Origin of the sequence: Paenibacillus sp. BJ-4, from assembly GCF_020404765.1 — a bacterium.
Taxonomy (GTDB): domain Bacteria; phylum Bacillota; class Bacilli; order Paenibacillales; family Paenibacillaceae; genus Paenibacillus.
Map to the genome: position 1 here is coordinate 22,591 of NZ_JAIVEM010000044.1, position 19,194 is coordinate 41,784.

The window sequence follows — 19,194 nt, forward strand, 5'->3', positions numbered from 1 at the left end:
TTCACAGGGAGTGGAATGTACATGATTAAAAAATGGTTTAAAAGCAGGGCGGATATCCCCCTGATCATCATGTTGATATCTGCATTTTTGAATGGATACAACATCTGGCAAGACAAATACGTCAACACCTACTACACAACGGCCGTAGCGAGCATGCTAGAGAACTTTCACAACTTCTTCTTCGCCTCACTCGATTCTGCCGGATCGGTAACGGTAGACAAACCGCCTATCGTGTTCTGGATTCAGACCGCGAGCGCCTATATATTCGGGCTTCACGGCTGGAGCGTTATTCTGCCGCAAGCACTGGCTCAGGTCGGGTCGGTATTGCTCGTATACCTGCTCGTGAAACCGAGCTTCGGTACAATAGCCGCTCGTTTGGCCGCCTTCGCCATGGCAACTACACCGATAGCAGTAGCGGTTAGCCGCACGAATAACATCGACGCTATGCTGGTATTCACCTTGCTGCTTGCTACATGGCTTCTGTTCAGAGGCATTAAAAATAGCAAAACCGGGCTAATCCTCGCAGCTTTCGCAGTCGTAGGCATCGCCTTTAATGAAAAAATGCTACAAGCCTATATGATCGTTCCCGCTTTGGGACTGTTTTATCTGCTGGCCTCCAAGTTTAACTGGAAGCGAAAAGCGGTAACCCTGGCAGGATCGGCCATTGTTCTTCTGATCGTGTCGCTCTCTTGGGCAGTTGTGGTGGACTCCACTCCGGCAAGCCAACGCCCTTATATGGGGAGCAGCGGTACAAACTCTGTACTGAATTTGGCCTTTGGCTATAACGGTCTGTCCCGTTTGACAGGGGATCGGGGAACAGGCGGTGGACGTGGCGACCAAAGCTCGGAGTGGAAACAAAACGCCTCAACGAATAGTAGCAATACAACTTCGGATCAGACGCAGACAGCTACATCATCGGACGGTACTACAGCAACTGGCGACACTGGTACCAACAACATGGCAGCAGGCGGATTCGGTGCAGGTGGCCAAATGCCGCCGGGCGGATTTGGTGACAACGGTCAGGGCGGTCCTGGCGGCGGGCAAGATGGCCCTGGTGGTGGACCTGGCGGGAATTTCGGTGGTGGTATGTTCGGCACCGGTGAAAAGGGACCTTTACGGTTATTCCAATCTGCCTTGTCAGGTCAGGCTAGCTGGCTGCTCCCATTCGCATTGATTGCTTCGATTGGCCTATTTGCAAGCATTCGCCGTCGCAATATCACACAAAAGCACAAAGAGGTCATCTTCTGGCTCGCCTGGTTGCTTCCCGTTGCTGCATTTTTCAGCGTAGCAGGATTCTTTCATCATTATTACCTGATTATGCTTGCTCCACCGATCTCAGCGCTCTTCGGAGCCGGATTCGTAGAATTGTGGCAGCAGTATCGTGAGCGCTCCAATTGGCTCTCCTGGTTGTTACCCGCAGCAGTATTGGTAACCTCGGTATTTAGCTGGTTTGTTTTGCAAAATTACAACGATACCATTGGCAGCGGTTGGTCCATCGCGGTATTGATCCTGGGGATCATCGGCACGGCACTGCTGGTAGTAGCACGAATGAAATCGGAGAAGTTCACAAGATATGCCATCATTGCAAGTGTACTCGCTATGTTTATCGGCCCTGTGTACTGGGCCTTGACACCGATCACCTACGGGGGGAACAGCATGATTCCACAAGCCGGACCGACTCAATCTGGCGGCGGTGGTGGCGGAATGCCAGGAGGTAATTTTGACAACCGAGGCCAAAGCGCTAATGGACAACAAACTGAAGGTACTCAAACAAGCACAGACACGGAACAGAGATCTTCTACCCGCTCCAGAGGAATGGGTGGACCGAACGGAAGTCAAAGCTTGGACCAAAAGACGCTGAGCTATTTGCAAAAGCATAACACAGGTGAAACCTACCTTTTCGCAGCAAGCAATTATTCAACAGCCGCTCCTTATATGATTGAAGCCGGACAAAAAGTGATTATTATGAACGGCTTTGTATCCTCCGATCCGGTGTATACCGTCGATAAGATCAAGACGCTGGTCGAAAGCGGTCAAGTAAAATACTTCATGATCTCTGGTGGAGGCGGCGGTGGACCGGATAGCGGTAACTCCGAGGTCACTGCATGGATCAAAGAACACGGCAAAGTAATTCCTACAGATGAGTGGAAAACAACAACTGGCGAAGCAAGTACAGACGTTCAAGCATCCGACAGCGGAAACGACAAAACGAGCAGTAATTCGAATGCTCAGGATGGTCAAGGTGGACCTGGCGGAGACGAACGTGGCGGAAGCGGTACTTTATACGAAATTACATTATAAATAGGGAGGAATTACTCATGAGTGAACAAATTCGTTATTCCATTGTTATTCCGATGTACAACGAGGAAGCCGTCATTACAGAAACCTATCGGCGGCTAAAACAAGTCATGGGCTCGATGGGAGAGCCCTACGAGCTGATCTTCGTAAACGATGGGAGTTCGGACCGCAGCGTCCAGCTCATCAAGGAATTCAATCTCAGAGATGACACCATTGTATTGATTGATTTTTCCCGCAATTTCGGTCATCAGCTGGCCATTACCGCCGGGATGGATTATGCGGTGGGAGAGGCGGTCGTCGTCATTGACGCCGATCTCCAGGATCCGCCGGAGCTGATTGTTGAGATGGCTAACAAATGGAAGGAAGGCTATGAAGTCGTCTACGCCAAGCGGCTAAAACGCAATGGCGAGACTCGCTTCAAGAAATGGTCGGCCAGCCTCTTCTACCGTGTGCTCAAAGCATCCACGGATATCAATATCCCGGTGGACACCGGGGACTTCCGCCTGATGGACCGCAAGGTTATAGATGAATTAAAGCGACTGCCGGAAAATAACCGATTTGTCCGTGGACTGGTCAGCTGGATCGGCTTCAAACAAACGGCTGTTGAATATGAGCGCGACGAGCGGCTCGCAGGCGAAACCAAGTATCCGCTGAAACGTATGATCAAGCTCAGTCTGGACGGGATCACATCCTTTTCGATTAAACCGCTCAAGCTGGCGGGTTATATTGGAGCACTTCTGTCGATGTCCGGCTTCCTGTATCTGATGTACGTGTTATTCCTCAATGTATTCACCGATTCCTACGTGATGAAGGGCTGGTCGTCCATGATTAGCATCAGTCTGATCTTTGACGGTGTGATCCTGATTATTCTCGGTATTATGGGTGAATATGTAGGAAGAATATATGACGAAACCAAAGCCCGTCCGCTCTACATTGTCCGTGAGCACTTGGGCGGACAATACGAAAACGGACCAACCCATGCCAAAAAGGTTCCTGAACAACGTGACTCCTTGTACATGCAAGGAGCCCGGGACAGTCTGATCTCTGCCGGACGCACAGTACGCGGCAACAGTGCAGTATATACCGGACCCAACTCTGGTCATGGAGCATAATTCATGAAAAGTCGCATAGCCCCGCTGCTTCCTATAATCCGTTTTGGCATGGTAGGACTGGTCAATACGGGTGTAGATTATGTCATTTTTATGCTACTGGCCTGGGCTGGGGTTCCGGTCCTGGTGGCGCAGACCATTTCGTATAGCTGCGGCACAGCCAACAGTTATATTTTAAATAGCAGATGGACATTCAACAAACAACGATCAAACGACACACATAAAAGTCAATTACCCAAATTTATCGTCATCAACCTGATCATATTGGGTCTAACCACCTTATTATTGCAACTGCTTCACACTGGAACCGAGCTGCCCCTTGCCTTATGCAAGCTGATCGCTACCGCAGGCGGAATGATCATTAATTATATTGGGAGCCGATACTGGGTATTTGGTTCCCAATCCCGAAAGGAAAGTGAATCGCTATGAGAAAAATTACAAAAGCCGTTATTCCAGCCGCCGGACTAGGAACCCGTTTCCTGCCTGCTACCAAAGCATTACCTAAAGAGATGCTTCCAATAGTCGACAAACCGGCTATTCAATATATCGTAGAAGAAGCCATCAAATCCGGGATTGAAAGCATCATTATCGTCACGGGTCGCAATAAAAAAGCCATCGAGGATCATTTTGACAAGTCTGTGGAATTGGAGCAAGTGCTGGAGAGTAAAGGTAAGTACGACCTTCTGCGCGAGGTTCAAAGCATCGGGGGCAAAGCAGTCATTCACTATATCCGTCAAAAAGAACCCCTCGGCTTGGGACATGCGGTACGCTGTGCCCGTCAGTTTATTGGCGATGAGCCCTTCGCTGTATTGTTGGGCGATGATATTATGAATTCCTTCACCCCGGCAATTCGTCAAATGATGGATGTTTACGAAACGACTGGCAAGCAAGTGGTCGGTGTGCGCACGGTGGAAGAACAGGATGTGAGTAAATACGGCATTATTGATTCCACCCACCAGAACGGTCTTATTCACGAGGTCGGCGGACTTGTTGAAAAACCATCCCCTGCAGATGCTCCTTCGCAGCAGGCAGTCATTGGACGGTATGTATTGGAGCCTTCTATTTTCTCCATATTGGAAAACATGTCCACCGGGGCGGGTGGTGAATATCAACTGACAGACGCCCTCCATCAGGTAGCATTACAGAACCAGCTGCTCGCACTAGAACTGGAAGGCACACGCTATGATATTGGTGATAAGGCTGGATATCTGGAAGCCGTACTCCACATGGGCATGCAGCGCGAGGATTTGCGCCCAATGCTTGACTCCATGATGCGCGAGTGGGCGCTTGCTTCACGATGAAACAGGGGAAACCTCCTCTCAAGGCCATCATGACTATACATTTTTCGACCCCAGCTAAAAAAAGACTCTCCTTCGCCTCGTAATCACGAGTGCGAATAGGAGAGTCTTTCCACTTCAGTCCAGTCTGCTTTGTTTAGGAAGAGTGGACAGCTAAAATGTGCGCCAACCGATCAGGATAGTCCGTGATAATGCCGCTGACCCCAGCCTCCAGCAGACGCTTCATTTCCTCGGGCTCATTCACTGTCCATGGATGGTAGACTACGCCTACCGCCAAAGCCTCAGCTACGGCTTCTGGTGTAACAGCATTCTTGTGGGCATGAAGTGCTGTGACCCCGAATTGAGCTGCATACTCCGATGGACGAACCATAATCTCGACATAAAGCGCACCCGTCCTAATTTCAGGAGCGAGCTGCGCACAGAGCGCCAGCGATTCGTGATTGAAGCTGGACAGGACCACCCGCTCTTCCAACCCGAAGCGCTTCACGGCAGCAATGACCTCTTCCTCCATACCGGGATAGCGATAAATGCTATTTTTCAATTCAATATTAATCACTGTATCGGTGGACTGCGCCAGCTCCAGCAGCTCATCCAGCAACGGCACCCGCTCGCCCCGGAATTTGTCGCCAAACCAGCTGCCCGCATCCAGCGTATTCAGCTCTTGCAGCGTGATATCCCTTACATCCAGCGGTGAGCCTGTCGTACGCTCCAGCGATTCATCGTGAATCAGCACCAGATGTCCATCTTTGGTACGCTGCACATCCGTTTCGATACCTGTTGCTCCCAGCTCCAGCGCGTGACGGAACGCCGCCATCGTATTTTCAGGACATACCCCCGAAGCTCCGCGATGTGCAAAATTAATCACCTTTTCGGTCACAGTCACGACATCATCCCTCCTGTCAATGCAAACAAGGACATTATACTCATTCATTGTTTGGGCTGTATAAAATAGGGTTTACTAACAAGCCACTCTACTTCTTAAGCTGTTTGCAAAATTCGGCCAATCCAGTCGGAATAAAACGTGTTCCCGTTCCGCCGATCAAACGCTGCTGCCGCCGACTCCGCCAGAGGTCTGAAATACGCAATCATTTCTTCTAGTGTGCGCTCCTCTTTGCCCCATTCAAAAGCTGTGGGTATCCGGACCAAACGAAGTTTTTTCGAAGCATCCAGCTTTTGCAGCAGCCCCACCATCGCTGCGTAAAAATACATTTGCTCCAGTCCGCTCTCATAGTCCAACGCCATGTGCAAATGACGCTCCACCACTCCGATTCCCTCCACCGGGTTCGCGATCGTCAAATACTCAATATGCTCCGCTATCGTTTTCAGGAAGTCACGGTCATCGCGAACCAGGCGATATCCTTTACGATGCTGGTCCTTCGCCTGCTCGACCTCCCCCTGACGATATAGCGGCAATAGCACCTGCGAGAGCGTCACATGCGGCACTTCCGCACATCTCATCCGTCCCGACAAAATCGGTTTGGCCACGGCAAGCGCCTGCTCGTCTTCTCCGGTCAAGTAATAGAACCGCACCATCTGGCTTTGCTCACAGGCTTCACAATCGCTCATACTGTCTGACTCAATCTGGCGGAACGTATCCAGATACCGCCGTGCTTCATCCAGTTCACCCATGTCCATCGCGATACGGAACTTATAATAGTAATATGGACGCTCATTATACCCGTATTCGGCATATCGTTTGCGCATATCCTCCGCCAGATCTTCTATTTGAGTCCTCGGTATATTGGAAAAGCTGCACACTTTACCGAGTATCCATTTGTAATTCCACAATAGCGTATCTGCGTCGTATTCCTCTGGATTTTGATCAAATCGACCCAATTGCCATGAAAAAGCGACTAGTGCTTTTAATGGATACCCATTAAAAATGGCGCATTCCAAAATCTCTCCCCGAATTTCATAGGCGAGCTCCTGCAACCCGGAAGTATCCGCCAAGCGAGCAGCTTCTTCCAGGATCGCAAGCTTTGCCGCCCCTCCCGGCAGATCCTCCGCCTGTTCCATCAAATCATGTATCGTATCTTCCATGTGGATCCTCCTATAATTATGAAATTACGTATTTTGTCCGTTTCCTAATCCCCAATTAATAAAATGCAGAACACTCCGGTTCATCAATCCCAGCTCATTGCGACTCATCGGGTAATGGCCCATCATGAGCGCATTCACATACATCATTTCTGTAGCAGCCGTGACCATCTGCGTATCGACAGCTTCAAAAATACGCGCCACCACCGGGTTGTTCAGATTAAAATACAAGGTCGAGTAGCCCGCATTCTGCTGGACTCCCGCTTTCAGGCTATCAAGCACGTTGGACAATAGCGCCGTTGTCTCTTCGACCGTGTTTTCCATGGAGCGCAAGGTCAGTGCATCCTGCGAAATGGTATACAGCACAGGCAAGCTCGCAGGCTCAAAACGCTTCAATTCGCTGCGACAGCGCATCGGCTGCAAAGCAGCGTCCATCACACGCAGCACACTGTAATACTTATCGTGCTCTTCCTGCGTCAGCCCGGTAAATGAAAGAGATACATCCTCGGGACTAAGCCGCTCTGTTTGCAGCTCAGGGTCAATCCAGTGCAGCTTTTCCAGGATTTCCGAATCATAAATGTAGCCGCCATTGACCACCAGCATGGATTGCGCTGCCGCTACATGCGTAATTTGACGATACTCATCCACGGTCGCTGTGTAATGCAGCGGACGTCCGCCTGCCTCGCGGATCAGTTCACTCAGCTCACGCCGCCCAAATGTGCTTTCAAAGGAAAACCAGCGATGCATAATGCGCAGAAATTCATCATCCTCGACCGCGAGCGTCTTCATGGACAGCTCATGCAAACGAATCCAGTGTTGCAGGCGATCCGGCTCATATTCTGCCATTCGTAACAGTTCTTCACGAATGCAGGTTCCCAGTTCAGAGCGAACAGCATCAAGCTGCTCATTTTCATAAAAATATTCGCGAGATGCCGTTGGCTGCAATTCATCTGTCCAAATCAGGCTTTTAATGAAAAATGCCCATTCCGGCAGTACATTCTCCGCTTTGTCGGACACGAGCATATGCTTCAGATACACCCGATGCAGCCGCTTGCTATTCAGATTAACGCTGCGAGGCAAAATAAACGCAATCCCACCTGTTCTGCCCGATGCCGTCCGTAGCGGGATAAAATCACTGAAGCGCTCACCCATCAGACGATATCCCAGATCCAGCACCTCACTGCGCCGACTGCGTAATTGCTCAGGTTCCTGCATCCAACTCGTCGACGGAAGATTAACCCGCTCAGTCTTTCCAGCTACAGACAGCAGGACGGGATACGGCAGCAAAGCCCCATAATAAAATAAGGACTCCTTCACCTGCGCCGGCTCATAATAAAACTCGCTCCCCGGCTTGCAGCGCAAATAAATTTGCGTTCCTGTCGGCAGCTCTGTTTCCAAGCGGCGGATCGTATACGTCCCGTCCGGCTTCCCTCTCCATTCCATAGAGATGCCTTCCTTTACCGAGCGCGTTAGCACCACAATTTCATCGCTCACCATAAAGCAAGACAGCAAACCAATCCCAAAGCGTCCGATAAAAGAAGTCTCCGAGGTCAGCAAATCGGCTCCCTTTTTGGAGGATTGGCCGATAATGGACAGAAAACGGTGAATGTCTTCTTCCGATAGTCCAATGCCGTTATCCTGAATCATCAAAACCTGCTGCTCTCCGGAGCCAGATAACTCCACCGTCACTTTACCCTCAAAATCTTGATCTTCTAAAGCTGTATCTTTTAGAGCCTGTTCTTCCAATACATTGCTTGCAGCAGCAGTCTTCCGCAGCTCCTTGCGAGCCGTAATGGCATCTGTTGCATTTTGTAAGATCTCACGTATAAACACCCGTGGACTGCTATATAAATGATTGGCCAAAATATCAATCATACCGCCCAAATTCACCTGAAAACGATATTCGTCCGTCTGACTCATACACATCATTCCTTTCTCGAAATGCCACAACCATCATCTAATGTTGAATTAACATCTTTTAAAGTATAACGTGGATTCAGACCAGATTACACATGCTGCATTTCAGATATCAATACATTGACAACGATAGAATAGGGTCTTTTTTCACCTTGAAGACCCGACATTGGGACTAAGTAACTTCATAAAAATGTATGCAGCATGAGTTTTTAGTTAATAAGGATCAACTTCACCTAGTTGAATTTAGTAATTAAAATAATATTTATATAAAAGTTTGCTCTTTCTTCTAACACCATTTTTACTAAGGGACAAAGGACTCATTTTATACAAAAAGCCCGCACTTCTTCTCTTGTACGTCATTACAAGAGAGAATGCGAGCTTATTTAGCTACAAATGAGGCCTACCTATTGCAGAAGAGAATTAATGAGACTTAGCGAGACGAATGACGTTCCACGATGCCTTGCCCAAGTGGGCTTTTACAATTCCATCCTCGAGCTTGGCATTGCCGCCAGTATGAGGCGTAACCTCTTCCCCTGCCGGGCCGTTGGTCGCCTTGAGATCGTCATGCTCCAGTACCGTATGCTCCACAATGCGGTAGCCTGCGAAGCTGCGCACATCCACCGTCAGCTCCAGCGACTCGGACAAGTGACGGTTAACCGCAAAAATGGTCAGAGCGTCTTCCTCTTCATCATAGACCACAGCGCTATCCAGATAAGGAATGTCTGTGAAATCCTTGGAATCGTATTTTTCGGAGTCTACCACAGGCATCAACGATATTCCACGACCATAACGGGACGCATGCAGGTACGGATAGAAAATTGTTTGCTTCCACGCTTTTCCGTTATTTTCGGTCATGATTGGCGCAATAACGTTGACCAGTTGGGCCAGACAAGCCATCTTCACACGATCCGCGTGACGCAGGAATGTAATCAGCATGCTGCCCACCAATAGCGCATCCTCGAAGTTGTAGATATCTTCAAGTTGTGGCGGTGCCACAGACCACGGATCAATTTTTTTGTCCGCGTCGTTGGAGTGGTACCACACATTCCATTCGTCAAAGCTGAGCATCATCTTTTTCTTGCTGCGTTTCTTCGCTTTAATATAGTCGCAGGTCGAAATGACCGTTTGAATAAAATGGTCCATATCCATCGAACGCGCCAGATAATTAGCCGTATCATTGTCGTGGTTGCCATAGTATTGGTGCAGGGAAATATAGTCGGCCACCTCATAGGTATGATCCAGCGTCGTCGCTTCCCATTCCGGGAACGTCGGCATCGTGGAGCTGGAGCTGCCACAGGATACCAGCTCAATATCAGGATCAATCAGCTTCATGGCTTTGGCAGACTCTACAGCCAGACGACCATACTCTTCCGCTGTCTTATGTCCAATCTGCCAAGGACCATCCATTTCGTTGCCAAGACACCATGTTTTGATCTTGTGTGGTTGCTCTACCCCGTGACTGCGACGTAGATCACTCCAGTAGGAGCCGCCCGGATGGTTGCAATATTCAACCAGATTACGCGCCGCATCGATTCCGCGCGTACCCAGATTTACCGCCATCATAACTTCGGAACCAACATCCTTGGCCCATTTAAAAAATTCATTTGTACCCACTTCATTGGGCTCAACTGTTCTCCACGCCAGCTCCAGCTGTCTAGGTCTGGACGCAACCGGACCGACACCATCCTCCCAATTGTAGCCGGAAACAAAGTTACCGCCTGGATAACGTATAATAGGAACATCAAGCTGTTTTACCAACTCTTTCACATCATTTCGGAAACCGCTTTCATCACTAGTCGAATGAGTAGGCTCGTAAATACCGCCATATACCGCACGCCCGAGATGCTCTACAAAAGAACCATAAATGCGTTTATCGACTTCAGCAATACGAAAAGACTTGTCTACAATCATTTTTGCTTTTACAGCTGCTGCCACCTAAACCATCCTCTCTGAATGCGAAAATAAAATCCGTTGTACCTCTAAGAATAACAAGCCGTTTTATTTACGATTTCAATATAACACACCATAATTACCATGGTCAATATTATCATTAAATATTTAATATAATTATTAACAATAATAATAAACGATAAGCAATTGGTTACGCACTTAATAAATATCAGTTGACCAGCAGTTGTTCTAAACCTGTATAAAAACGATCTATATCCTCCGCGTTTAAATTTAGAAAGAACCATTCTTTCAAAAATTCCTGCTCTGTCCGTAAAGATATTTGAATGCATTCACCTTCCGCTATCTCCATCAAAGAAAGCTCAATATCAACGCCTGATAACATTTGTTCTTGGGTGCAATCCGTAATATCCAGAGCCTCTACACACAAAATGACAATATCCGCATACGCGCTATAAGCCATTGTACCAGCAACGGTTATCAGCTTCTGTAATCCATGGATCGCAGCGGAAGGGGACAAATACTCCATGTCATACAGCACTGCCGCAGACTGGTCCGCCGCGATCCAGCTTTGGTATCCATCCCGGGCAAAGGACTCTCTCAACACATGCAAAAAATAAAGAATGTCAACGTCCTTGTAATAATAAATACAAATAAGCGGAATGTGAGAATCCTCGATTGCAATAGTCTCCTCCTGGTTCATAAAGAAACGCTCCTCTTGCTGCCACCAACGCAAATGGCGAGATGAAAAATTCAGCATGGGGATGTGACATTGTTTTTTAGAGATATAGACGACATGTTTTCCATAACGTATAGCCAATTGCTCCACTTCCTGCAAATCTACCGGCTCCATTTCCCCTAGCAAGACCATCGTATCTGTCAGGTCATCTATCCTTTTTCCAGCTTTATTCGTTGCATTCTGTGGTTCTTGCTCCCGCAGGATTGCTTGTTCGATAACCGTAGCAACTTTAGCACAAGGTAGTTGAGCTTCATATGGAGTCTGAAAATAATAAGGCGCCGCCGATTCAACTACGGAGTCCTGTTTAAACACATATGCGCTTCGTATCCAATCCGGATGTATGTATCCCATTACAGGTAATACCGTATCCTGTATTGGGCGATAACTATTCTTATGCAAAATATGTTTTAGCTTTTCTATGGAAGGAACACGCTTGGACTGCTGCAAGACTTTGCACACCTGTGCTGTAACGAATGGAGCGGCATAGCTGTTGCTGTTGGGACATTGTACAACCTCTCCAGTTGCACCCACCAGCTCATGTCTTGCAAAAGCGGTAAATTCGATACCGCTTGAGAATGCTGTATCAGCATTATACGTATATTGGCCTGCTGCGAGTATGCCGCTACGATCACAGCGTACTCCAATCACATTAGCAAAAGAGGCCGGATAAGTAAGAAGTCCTCCGTTTTGTGCAGCACATACCATAATTAATCCCGCCATAGCTGCATCATTTACAGCTCCCCGCAGCATGCCTCGATCCCGATAATTTATACTTCCCAGGCTGATATTCGCTACCTGTACACCGTGCTTTACACACCAATCCAGCGCGGCACATAGCTGCACTGCATTTCCTTTTCTATGGTTCATTATTTTCACACTGCTGATGACCACATCTGGAAAATACGTTTGTACAATAGCCGCACATAGCGTGCCGTGATTTAAGATACGTCCATCTTCTACGCCTCCATGAGCTATCTCGACGTTATATAATAAATGGGTGTTTAAAAAGCCAGTATTAACCCCGTCGTCAATAATGGCTGCATGGATCTTGGCATTCATTTTTTCTCCCCCTGTCCCTTCGGATCGCGAATGAATCTCACGGCTCTATTCGTTCTATTAGAGTAAGCAAAGGGTGCTTCTGCGAACGATAGCGTTCGTCTGAAAGCACCCTCCTGATTTAGCAAACCATACACATAATAGCCGGATTAAACTGCAATATTTACCTTCGTACCTGCAGTCTTCGCCCCGTCTTTAGCTGAGTCCAGATAGGCATTGAGCTCTTGTTCAGTCCACACCCTGTCAGCCTCTGTATTTGTTTCCTTCTCATCCTTTGGTTTATCCCGATCTGTAATCGTGGGTTCGTTATTCACTGCTTCACCGATACGCTCATTGACATTTGCAGCGATCTCCATGATCTTTCCATCAAGTCCTTCTGCCTTTTCACGCAAAGCCGCTGATTTTGCAGGGTTCGTGCCTTCCCAACCCTTAGCCTCGCTTGTCAATGTGATTTGTGCCATTTTGGTTATTTTGGCATTCTTCAGCTCATTGTTTGCAGATACAACACTATGCATTGTATAGGTGATCAGATCTTGCTTCTGTTCCTCTACAGTCTTGGGCGTATATTGTTCCTGTTTACCTGCCTGAGCTTCCTTTTTACTTTCCTCATCCATGCCTAAAGCTTTCTTTTGTTCTTCCAGTGTCTGCTTTTGAATGTTCTCATCAATTTGCTGAATCTGCTTATCTATCTCCTCCATTTCAGCCTTTACAGCCTCAGGACCGAGACCACGCTTGAGAGCATTACTTACATAGTCCGAACGCCTCTCCATCAAATTTTGCTTTTGCTCTGTCAATTGTTGAATAATCTTGTTTTGTGGCTTGCCTATACTCTTCCTTTCAGCCTGAGCGGAAATGGGATGCCGTAGTTCAAGTCGGTTGTTATCTGTGGTGCGGAACGGCGATTGGTGAGATGATGTAAACGATACATTCATCCTAAAACCTCCAATTCTCTTCTAATAAGTGATTCTAGAGGTATATCGGATTTTTTTGTATGTTTTTGTATGTTTTATCATCATTTTCACAAATCCTTCATTCCTTTTCCACTGTTAAACAGTTCTTTATCGTCTCATACAAGCTGTTATATGTAAGCAACCCCCCTCCCAATATACGCTCTTCTGGAATTCGGATAGCGAAGCTTTGTTCAACCTCAAATAATAGATACACCAGATCTCTGGGAAACAACTTCATATCGGGACCCAGTAAAGCAGCCTCTTTATTGATCTCCCCCGCTTTTATGTTAAAAAGTTTCCAAAATATATTTTCCAGTTTTACTCCTGTTCCTGTTACATCCTGAGTAAAGTTCATGTTCTTCCCTCCATTACAACTGAACTACATGATGCTCAACCGAAAAATAATGTAAAATATCGTTCGCCAGCTTGCTCATATCTTCATCGTTAGACGGATTGAGTATTGGCACAGAATAATTAGAAAACTCTTGTTTTTTCTCTTCCACGAAACGATTATCAACAGAAGCATATTGCATGTTCACCGTGGAAGAAGAGTAACTGTCGAATACATTATTACACAAGGCGTATCCCAACAATGAAGAGGAAAAACGGTTTTCCATATACTGTTGCACATGCTCCAAATATTTTAAATTGTAGCTATCGTAATGGAGACAACAGATTAGACCGTCCGGTCTGACAGCACGAGATACCAAAAATGAAGTTACTCCAAAATAATTCGTGAACGTATTATTAAAGGGGACAATCCCACCAGGGATACCTACGAGTATCAGGTCAGGTTTTTCGCTCTGCTCTATTTTTTTCAAATATCGATTAAACATGATAATCTTCTGCGCTTCGGTCATACCGCCCTCAAACATAAACTGTGGAAATGAATGTGCGCCTATCAGCTCTCCGCATCCATTAGATGTGATTTGCGATACCCGATATCCTTGCGCCTCAAGCTTTTGCCGAATGTTAAGCTGCAAATTAAGCTTATGGGTTCGCTCGTTCAGACCTAGTACAAACAGAACTGGTGTAAAAAAATCATGGATAGCGGAGCTTGGATCTGGCGGCGAAATATGTTCCGTGCGTACATCAAATGTATTTTTTAAAATCAGCTTGTGATCATGATCCTCACAAGGCTGGATGAGCTCCATACACGGGTCTGGCAAAGTAAAATTGCACATGACTTTTTTGCCAAGTTGTCCAGCCTTCATGATCACCGGCAGATAAACCTCTGCGATATCCAGCTTGAAATTGGATTGTACCAGTAATATGGCATCACAGTGCTCTATTTCTTGCTCCAGACAAGACTCCGGCTTCACTATGAATCCTGTTACTTCACCCTTGTCCGCTACACAGGCATCTTTCCCGATCATACCCGATCCTTGAAAAGAAATAAGCACAACTTCCCCATAACTTCCTAATAAGTTCAAATTCCTAACCAGAGCTATCGTTTCATAATCAAACGGAAAAATGATTAATTTATTCGTCATGGAGACACCCCTCATGCTTTTTCAAAGTCAAGGATCGTATCCTCAGAGAAATCATATCCCAGCTCATTCATCATGCAAAAATCAAGCAAAGTATGTCTGATATCATTTTTAACTACGGAGCAGTGACTCATCTTCTTTTCTTTGGACAAGGTATGCAAATCATCTGCTACAGCAACACATAGCGTACAAAAACGGAAATTCCAGCAGCTTTTACACGCATCCTCCGTGATGGTCCCTACATTTAAAATTCGGCTGATTTTATCCACCTCAAAGCCAGTGTCCACCTTTCCAATCTGCACCACCTCCGACTGCTCACTCACCCGTTCACACGGAAACAGATTTCCATGTACATCTGCAAACAAACGCTGAACACCAGGCACACAGGGTCCGCCATGATGCGCTTCTATCGGCATCCCCGCAGAAGGCTTTCTATAATGAAACATTCGGAAATATAACTGAATATAATAGTCCTTAATCAGCTTGGAGACATGACTTTCATCCACTCTTCCAAACTTGGAGAGCATCATTTTAAAAACCTCATAGCCTCTCTGCTCAATAAATGCATTCCTGTATAAAATTTCATCCTTCACATAAGCATCGTTAATGTAGGATGACCTTACACTGTACAGACTTTCGAATGTTTCATAATTCGTATAAAAATCATTGATGCAACCAAAATCATTGCGGGTATCCAGCACCACATTAAAATTAATCCATTCAAAAAGGGCCGGGTAATTCCTTTTAATTTTGTCCACATTGGCAATGATCGTATCGAAGGAGCCCCGCCCGTTAACAGCAAACCGTCTGTTTCTGTCATGATTCTCCTGATCTCCGTCCAGACTGATGGTAAGCACAAAACGATGTTCATCCAGAAAGGCCAAAATATCGTCATTAAGCAACGTACCATTGGTCGTCAAATGAAAGCCTACATCTCTATACACTACCTGCTCCTTGATATATTCCACACATTGCTTGATCAACGGAAAATTAATGAGCGGCTCTCCCCCATAAAAACCAAAATCCAAACGGTCACTGTCTACTGACCGATCAATGACAAAATCAATACACTTGCGTGCTGTCTCAAAATCCATCATCAGACTGGTATGACCTCGATTTTCATATCCTCCTGAATACACGCAATAAGAACATCTAAGATTGCAATTTTGAGTTACCTGCAAGGTGAGGGTCTTAAGCTGATGCTGCAGCATATGCTCCAAATGCTTCGTCTTGGGATGAATCACAATCTGCGGACGCTGTGAAGATAAAAATCCGTTATCCAACAAATCACGGATATACTGCTGCAATTCCGGTGCAGCATCCATCTGATCCAGATCGAAGCTGGAATGCGAATTCAGAAAATGATAAGCCTCCTCTTTAATCCGCAGGATCAAGTTGGTATTGACATCATATACATAATGGTGGAGTCTCGTCTGAAATGTGTATATAAAGGGTTGGCAAATGTTCATAATTCACACCTACTCTGTTTTGATGTGGACAGAAGAGCCTGAAATTCCCAGGCCCCTCCATACAGATACAAGCTTAATAATTGCCAATTCCAGTTCCATTATCTCTGCGATAAGAGCCGTCACTTTCTCGCTGAGTATTGGAGCTTCGAGTCAGACTGCCTGCGCAATAACAGGAGCAAGGACAATAACAGGAACAACCACAGCCAAATGCCTCAATCGTGTCGCCTACAGTTGCACTTCTTTTCACAAGCTTACGCATGTTAAACTACTCCTCCCATTCATAATATGATGTAAAAGGGTGTTCACCTATACTAATTCCTTGCATGGTGTTAAATCACACTGTGAAAGCGTTTGTTTTTTTCATCATTTTATTGCAGCCTCTTCATGCTCGAATACCCATTCTCTGTAACCGGCATGACCGTTCATAAAATAGGAATGTGACCCTATTTGAGCTGGCTCGCCTTTCTCCAGCAAAATGACTTTATCGACATGTGCTAATACCTCGCTCCGATGTGTAACGATCATTACGGTCTTGTCACGTAAACGGGTCTTCAACAATTGCTGGACATTTAGCCTGGCTGCCGTATCCAAATTGGAGGTCACCTCATCAAAAATAAACAATGGCGCTTCCCTGACCAAGGCCCGAGCCATGGCAATTTTCTGTCTTTGACCACCCGACAACCTGGAGCCATTCGAGCCTATTGGGAAATCATCTGCCAAGCTCTGAACCAATTCTTCCAAACCAACCTCCGCGATAATAGCCTCTATTTCATCATTCTTGACTTCTGCGCCCAAGCGGATATTATCAAAAATAGTAGTATCAAATAAATACACCTGCTGACTGACCAAGGCTATTTGATTTCGATACTCATCTATTTCATAGCTTTGAACGTCAATACCGTCATAAGTGATCATTCCTTGGTCAGGCTGGGCGAATCTCATCATCAGATCCAGCAGCGTAGACTTCCCTGCTCCATTTGCCCCAATGATCGCTACCTTTTCCCCCCGGGCAATCCTAAAATTCAAGTGACACAGGACGGGTTCGTCCTTACTATAGGAAAAAGAGACATTATGAAATGCAATGTGATCTTCGAGTGACGGCTCAGATAGGACAGACGCTGGAGTGACCGAATTAGATGTCTCTTCCTCTGCCCAATCCAAAAACTGATAATATCGAATGGCGGAAGGAACCACTTCAGCCAGCATGTAACCAATATTTAAAATAGCGAAAACAGGTGTGGTAACATAGGCACTGTAAGAAACAAAGGCAAAAATACCGCCTACACTGAGCTGTAAACGAAAAATAAGATTAGCTCCAACAACATACAGAAGCATCATGAGGAGTTGAACTAAAATTGATTCCGAAGCCATATTCCACGCGTCCAGAAGTGATAACTTCCGTTCCGAATCTACAATTCGACGCTGCTTGGATGAGAACTGCTGGTGCCTATGTGGAATAAGACCAAACATTCGCTGCTCCTTCATGCCTCCGATAGATTCCCCAAACCACTGGGCAAAATCACTACTGCCTTCAATTAAATCTCCCACTAGTCTTTTTCTGCGCTTCACAAAGTACTTCACAACAACATATTTGATAGGTAAAAAAAAGAGCACAATTACAGTCATCTTCCAGTTAATAAGCAGCAATCCGCATAAACCACCAATCATGCTGAACGCCTGCATAATGATAAAAAATATTCCGCTATCCGTGATCCTCGATACATTGCCTACATCTGTACTAATTTGGTTTAGCAGTTCAGCTTCATTGGTTCGGTTAAAATAACTCATTCGGATTCTTGTCAGATGCAGATACGCCTTTTCAAATAAAGAGAAGGTAACCTGTGCGCTTAAGCCTGCCCGAAAGGTTTCTTTACACACGTTCAGCAGCTTGTCCAAGCAAACGATTAAAAACGCAGCAGAAGTGTACAGGATTACAGCCTGCATATTCCCTTTCAGGAGACCCTGGTCCACAATCATTTTGCTTGTCAAAGGCAATAATATATTCAAGCCCGCTGATACGATTAGACATGCCAAAATGATAGTGATCGTCTTCAGATAAGGTCTAAATGTTGCCGCCAAACGTTTGTATACTATGGATTCTTTCATCCTTTTCCCCCTTCCAACTAATGCATCATCCACTCTCCAATTAACTAATTCCATATCAGAATCAAAATCACCTTAAAATGTCTCTTAACTGTTCTAGTAATTCCACATTTTACGAGATTAAATATGATTTTTGTCATTCTTGAAAATTGGTATTAATGTATATGATTGGAACGAACAAAGATCATTTATTCTTTTTATCCGTCCAAAGGGGGCTTGAATAAATGCCGACCACGATGGTTATCGACTGTTGCAAAGAGGATCAGTGCAGAGGTAGTTCCAGATGCTTTTACAGAAAAATTTGCGAACTTTATCTGAGCGAGGTATATCGTTTCTGTATGCATTTAATCAAGAATCAGTCTTGCTTTAAATTTATGGCAGAAGAATGTACACAAGATACTTTTGTAGCGGCGAGACAGCAATTGGTCAAGCTCAAACATCACCCTAATGTAAAGGGTTGGCTGTACCTTACGGCTAAAAATCTCATATATAAATCACTTAGGTGCTACTATACACAAAAAAAGCATGAAACTACGCTTGAATGTGAGAAGATATGTAGTTTTTCAAATTCGGTAGAAGAAGAGTGGGAGAATCGAAGGCTGGGAGATGTAGATACAATTATCGTTAACATACTGATGCAGCTTTCCAAAAATGAATATACGCTCTATCAGGACTACTTTTGTCAACAACTGCCTGTGCCCTTCCTCGCTGTTAAGTATAATATTTCGGTTACGGCGACAACGACTCGTATCTACAGATTGAAAAGAAAAATTCGTACATTATCCCATCAATATTGTCTGACTCATATATAAATATGCTC

General features: G+C 45.8%; 16 protein-coding genes. 5 read left to right on the forward strand and 11 right to left on the reverse strand.

From position 1 onward, the window contains the following. The first annotated feature begins 21 nt into the window (after positions 1–21). Genes LCF57_RS08535 through galU form a run of 4 tightly spaced genes read left to right on the forward strand, consistent with a single transcriptional unit; the run spans position 22 to position 4,708 of the window. Positions 22–2,301, forward strand: coding sequence for a glycosyltransferase family 39 protein (locus LCF57_RS08535; protein ID WP_226000306.1), 2,280 nt, complete (start codon positions 22–24; stop codon positions 2,299–2,301). Positions 2,302–2,318: 17 nt separating this feature from the next. Further along, positions 2,319–3,410 (forward strand): glycosyltransferase family 2 protein, encoded by a 1,092-nt coding sequence (locus LCF57_RS08540; protein ID WP_226000307.1) that lies wholly within the window; start codon positions 2,319–2,321, stop codon positions 3,408–3,410. A 3-nt stretch (positions 3,411–3,413) separates the two neighbouring features. Continuing rightward, a complete protein-coding gene (locus tag LCF57_RS08545) occupies positions 3,414–3,836 on the forward strand; it encodes a GtrA family protein (RefSeq protein WP_226000308.1) in 423 nt (140 codons plus the stop codon). Continuing rightward, complete coding sequence (galU, locus tag LCF57_RS08550) at positions 3,833–4,708, forward strand: UTP--glucose-1-phosphate uridylyltransferase GalU (RefSeq protein ID WP_226000309.1); 876 nt, start codon at positions 3,833–3,835, stop codon at positions 4,706–4,708. Before LCF57_RS08545 ends, galU begins: the two co-directional genes overlap by 4 nt. A gap of 133 nt (positions 4,709–4,841) precedes the next feature. Here the strand turns inward: galU and LCF57_RS08555 are convergent, their stop codons facing one another. The 11 genes from LCF57_RS08555 to LCF57_RS08605 all read right to left on the reverse strand — a co-directional run bounded on the left by LCF57_RS08555 (position 4,842) and on the right by LCF57_RS08605 (position 18,377). Then, on the reverse strand, positions 4,842–5,588 hold the full coding sequence (locus LCF57_RS08555) for a glycerophosphodiester phosphodiesterase (protein ID WP_226000310.1): 747 nt from the start codon (positions 5,586–5,588) through the stop codon (positions 4,842–4,844). A 95-nt stretch (positions 5,589–5,683) separates the two neighbouring features. Beyond that, on the reverse strand, positions 5,684–6,745 hold the full coding sequence (locus LCF57_RS08560) for a hypothetical protein (protein WP_226000311.1): 1,062 nt from the start codon (positions 6,743–6,745) through the stop codon (positions 5,684–5,686). A gap of 24 nt (positions 6,746–6,769) precedes the next feature. Further along, positions 6,770–8,662, reverse strand: a complete 1,893-nt coding sequence (locus tag LCF57_RS08565; RefSeq protein WP_226000312.1) for an HSP90 family protein — start codon at positions 8,660–8,662, stop codon at positions 6,770–6,772. Positions 8,663–9,079: 417 nt separating this feature from the next. Then, positions 9,080–10,594 (reverse strand): alpha-N-arabinofuranosidase, encoded by a 1,515-nt coding sequence (locus LCF57_RS08570; RefSeq protein WP_318840641.1) that lies wholly within the window; start codon positions 10,592–10,594, stop codon positions 9,080–9,082. Between the two features lie 184 nt (positions 10,595–10,778). After that, the gene (locus LCF57_RS08575; protein ID WP_226000313.1) at positions 10,779–12,365 is read right to left on the reverse strand and encodes a S8 family serine peptidase; all 1,587 of its coding nucleotides are present in this window, start codon (positions 12,363–12,365) and stop codon (positions 10,779–10,781) included. Positions 12,366–12,511: 146 nt separating this feature from the next. Beyond that, positions 12,512–13,294 carry a muscle M-line assembly protein unc-89 Uncoordinated protein 89 gene (locus LCF57_RS08580; RefSeq protein WP_226000314.1) on the reverse strand — a complete coding sequence of 261 codons (783 nt, stop codon included), beginning with the start codon at positions 13,292–13,294 and terminating at the stop codon, positions 12,512–12,514. Positions 13,295–13,391: 97 nt separating this feature from the next. Continuing rightward, positions 13,392–13,667, reverse strand: coding sequence for a peptide maturation system acyl carrier-related protein (locus LCF57_RS08585; protein WP_226000315.1), 276 nt, complete (start codon positions 13,665–13,667; stop codon positions 13,392–13,394). A 13-nt stretch (positions 13,668–13,680) separates the two neighbouring features. Then, on the reverse strand, positions 13,681–14,805 hold the full coding sequence (locus LCF57_RS08590) for a TIGR04066 family peptide maturation system protein (protein WP_226000316.1): 1,125 nt from the start codon (positions 14,803–14,805) through the stop codon (positions 13,681–13,683). Between the two features lie 11 nt (positions 14,806–14,816). After that, entirely contained in the window at positions 14,817–16,271 is a 1,455-nt protein-coding gene (gene ccpM, locus LCF57_RS08595; RefSeq protein ID WP_226000317.1) for a Cys-rich peptide radical SAM maturase CcpM, read from the reverse strand. A 73-nt stretch (positions 16,272–16,344) separates the two neighbouring features. After that, on the reverse strand, positions 16,345–16,530 hold the full coding sequence (locus LCF57_RS08600; RefSeq protein WP_226000318.1) for a CLI_3235 family bacteriocin precursor: 186 nt from the start codon (positions 16,528–16,530) through the stop codon (positions 16,345–16,347). Positions 16,531–16,634: 104 nt separating this feature from the next. Then, entirely contained in the window at positions 16,635–18,377 is a 1,743-nt protein-coding gene (locus LCF57_RS08605; RefSeq protein WP_226000319.1) for an ABC transporter ATP-binding protein, read from the reverse strand. Between the two features lie 221 nt (positions 18,378–18,598). Between LCF57_RS08605 and LCF57_RS08610 the strand changes: the two genes are divergently transcribed. Continuing rightward, the gene (locus LCF57_RS08610) at positions 18,599–19,186 is read left to right on the forward strand and encodes an RNA polymerase sigma factor (protein ID WP_226000320.1); all 588 of its coding nucleotides are present in this window, start codon (positions 18,599–18,601) and stop codon (positions 19,184–19,186) included. Positions 19,187–19,194: the final 8 nt, after the last annotated feature.

What these genes read in the sequence shown, in the direction of transcription:
- LCF57_RS08580 (WP_226000314.1), bottom strand. Translation starts at nt 13,294, where the DNA reads ATGAATGTATCGTTTACATCATCTCACCAATCGCCGTTCCGCACCACA.
- LCF57_RS08545 (WP_226000308.1), top strand. Translation starts at nt 3,414, where the DNA reads ATGAAAAGTCGCATAGCCCCGCTGCTTCCTATAATCCGTTTTGGCATG.
- galU (WP_226000309.1), top strand. Translation starts at nt 3,833, where the DNA reads ATGAGAAAAATTACAAAAGCCGTTATTCCAGCCGCCGGACTAGGAACC.
- ccpM (WP_226000317.1), bottom strand. Translation starts at nt 16,271, where the DNA reads ATGAACATTTGCCAACCCTTTATATACACATTTCAGACGAGACTCCAC.
- LCF57_RS08575 (WP_226000313.1), bottom strand. Translation starts at nt 12,365, where the DNA reads ATGAATGCCAAGATCCATGCAGCCATTATTGACGACGGGGTTAATACT.
- LCF57_RS08610 (WP_226000320.1), top strand. Translation starts at nt 18,599, where the DNA reads ATGCCGACCACGATGGTTATCGACTGTTGCAAAGAGGATCAGTGCAGA.
- LCF57_RS08590 (WP_226000316.1), bottom strand. Translation starts at nt 14,805, where the DNA reads ATGACGAATAAATTAATCATTTTTCCGTTTGATTATGAAACGATAGCT.
- LCF57_RS08560 (WP_226000311.1), bottom strand. Translation starts at nt 6,745, where the DNA reads ATGGAAGATACGATACATGATTTGATGGAACAGGCGGAGGATCTGCCG.
- LCF57_RS08585 (WP_226000315.1), bottom strand. Translation starts at nt 13,667, where the DNA reads ATGAACTTTACTCAGGATGTAACAGGAACAGGAGTAAAACTGGAAAAT.
- LCF57_RS08540 (WP_226000307.1), top strand. Translation starts at nt 2,319, where the DNA reads ATGAGTGAACAAATTCGTTATTCCATTGTTATTCCGATGTACAACGAG.
- LCF57_RS08565 (WP_226000312.1), bottom strand. Translation starts at nt 8,662, where the DNA reads ATGAGTCAGACGGACGAATATCGTTTTCAGGTGAATTTGGGCGGTATG.
- LCF57_RS08535 (WP_226000306.1), top strand. Translation starts at nt 22, where the DNA reads ATGATTAAAAAATGGTTTAAAAGCAGGGCGGATATCCCCCTGATCATC.
- LCF57_RS08605 (WP_226000319.1), bottom strand. Translation starts at nt 18,377, where the DNA reads ATGAAAGAATCCATAGTATACAAACGTTTGGCGGCAACATTTAGACCT.
- LCF57_RS08600 (WP_226000318.1), bottom strand. Translation starts at nt 16,530, where the DNA reads ATGCGTAAGCTTGTGAAAAGAAGTGCAACTGTAGGCGACACGATTGAG.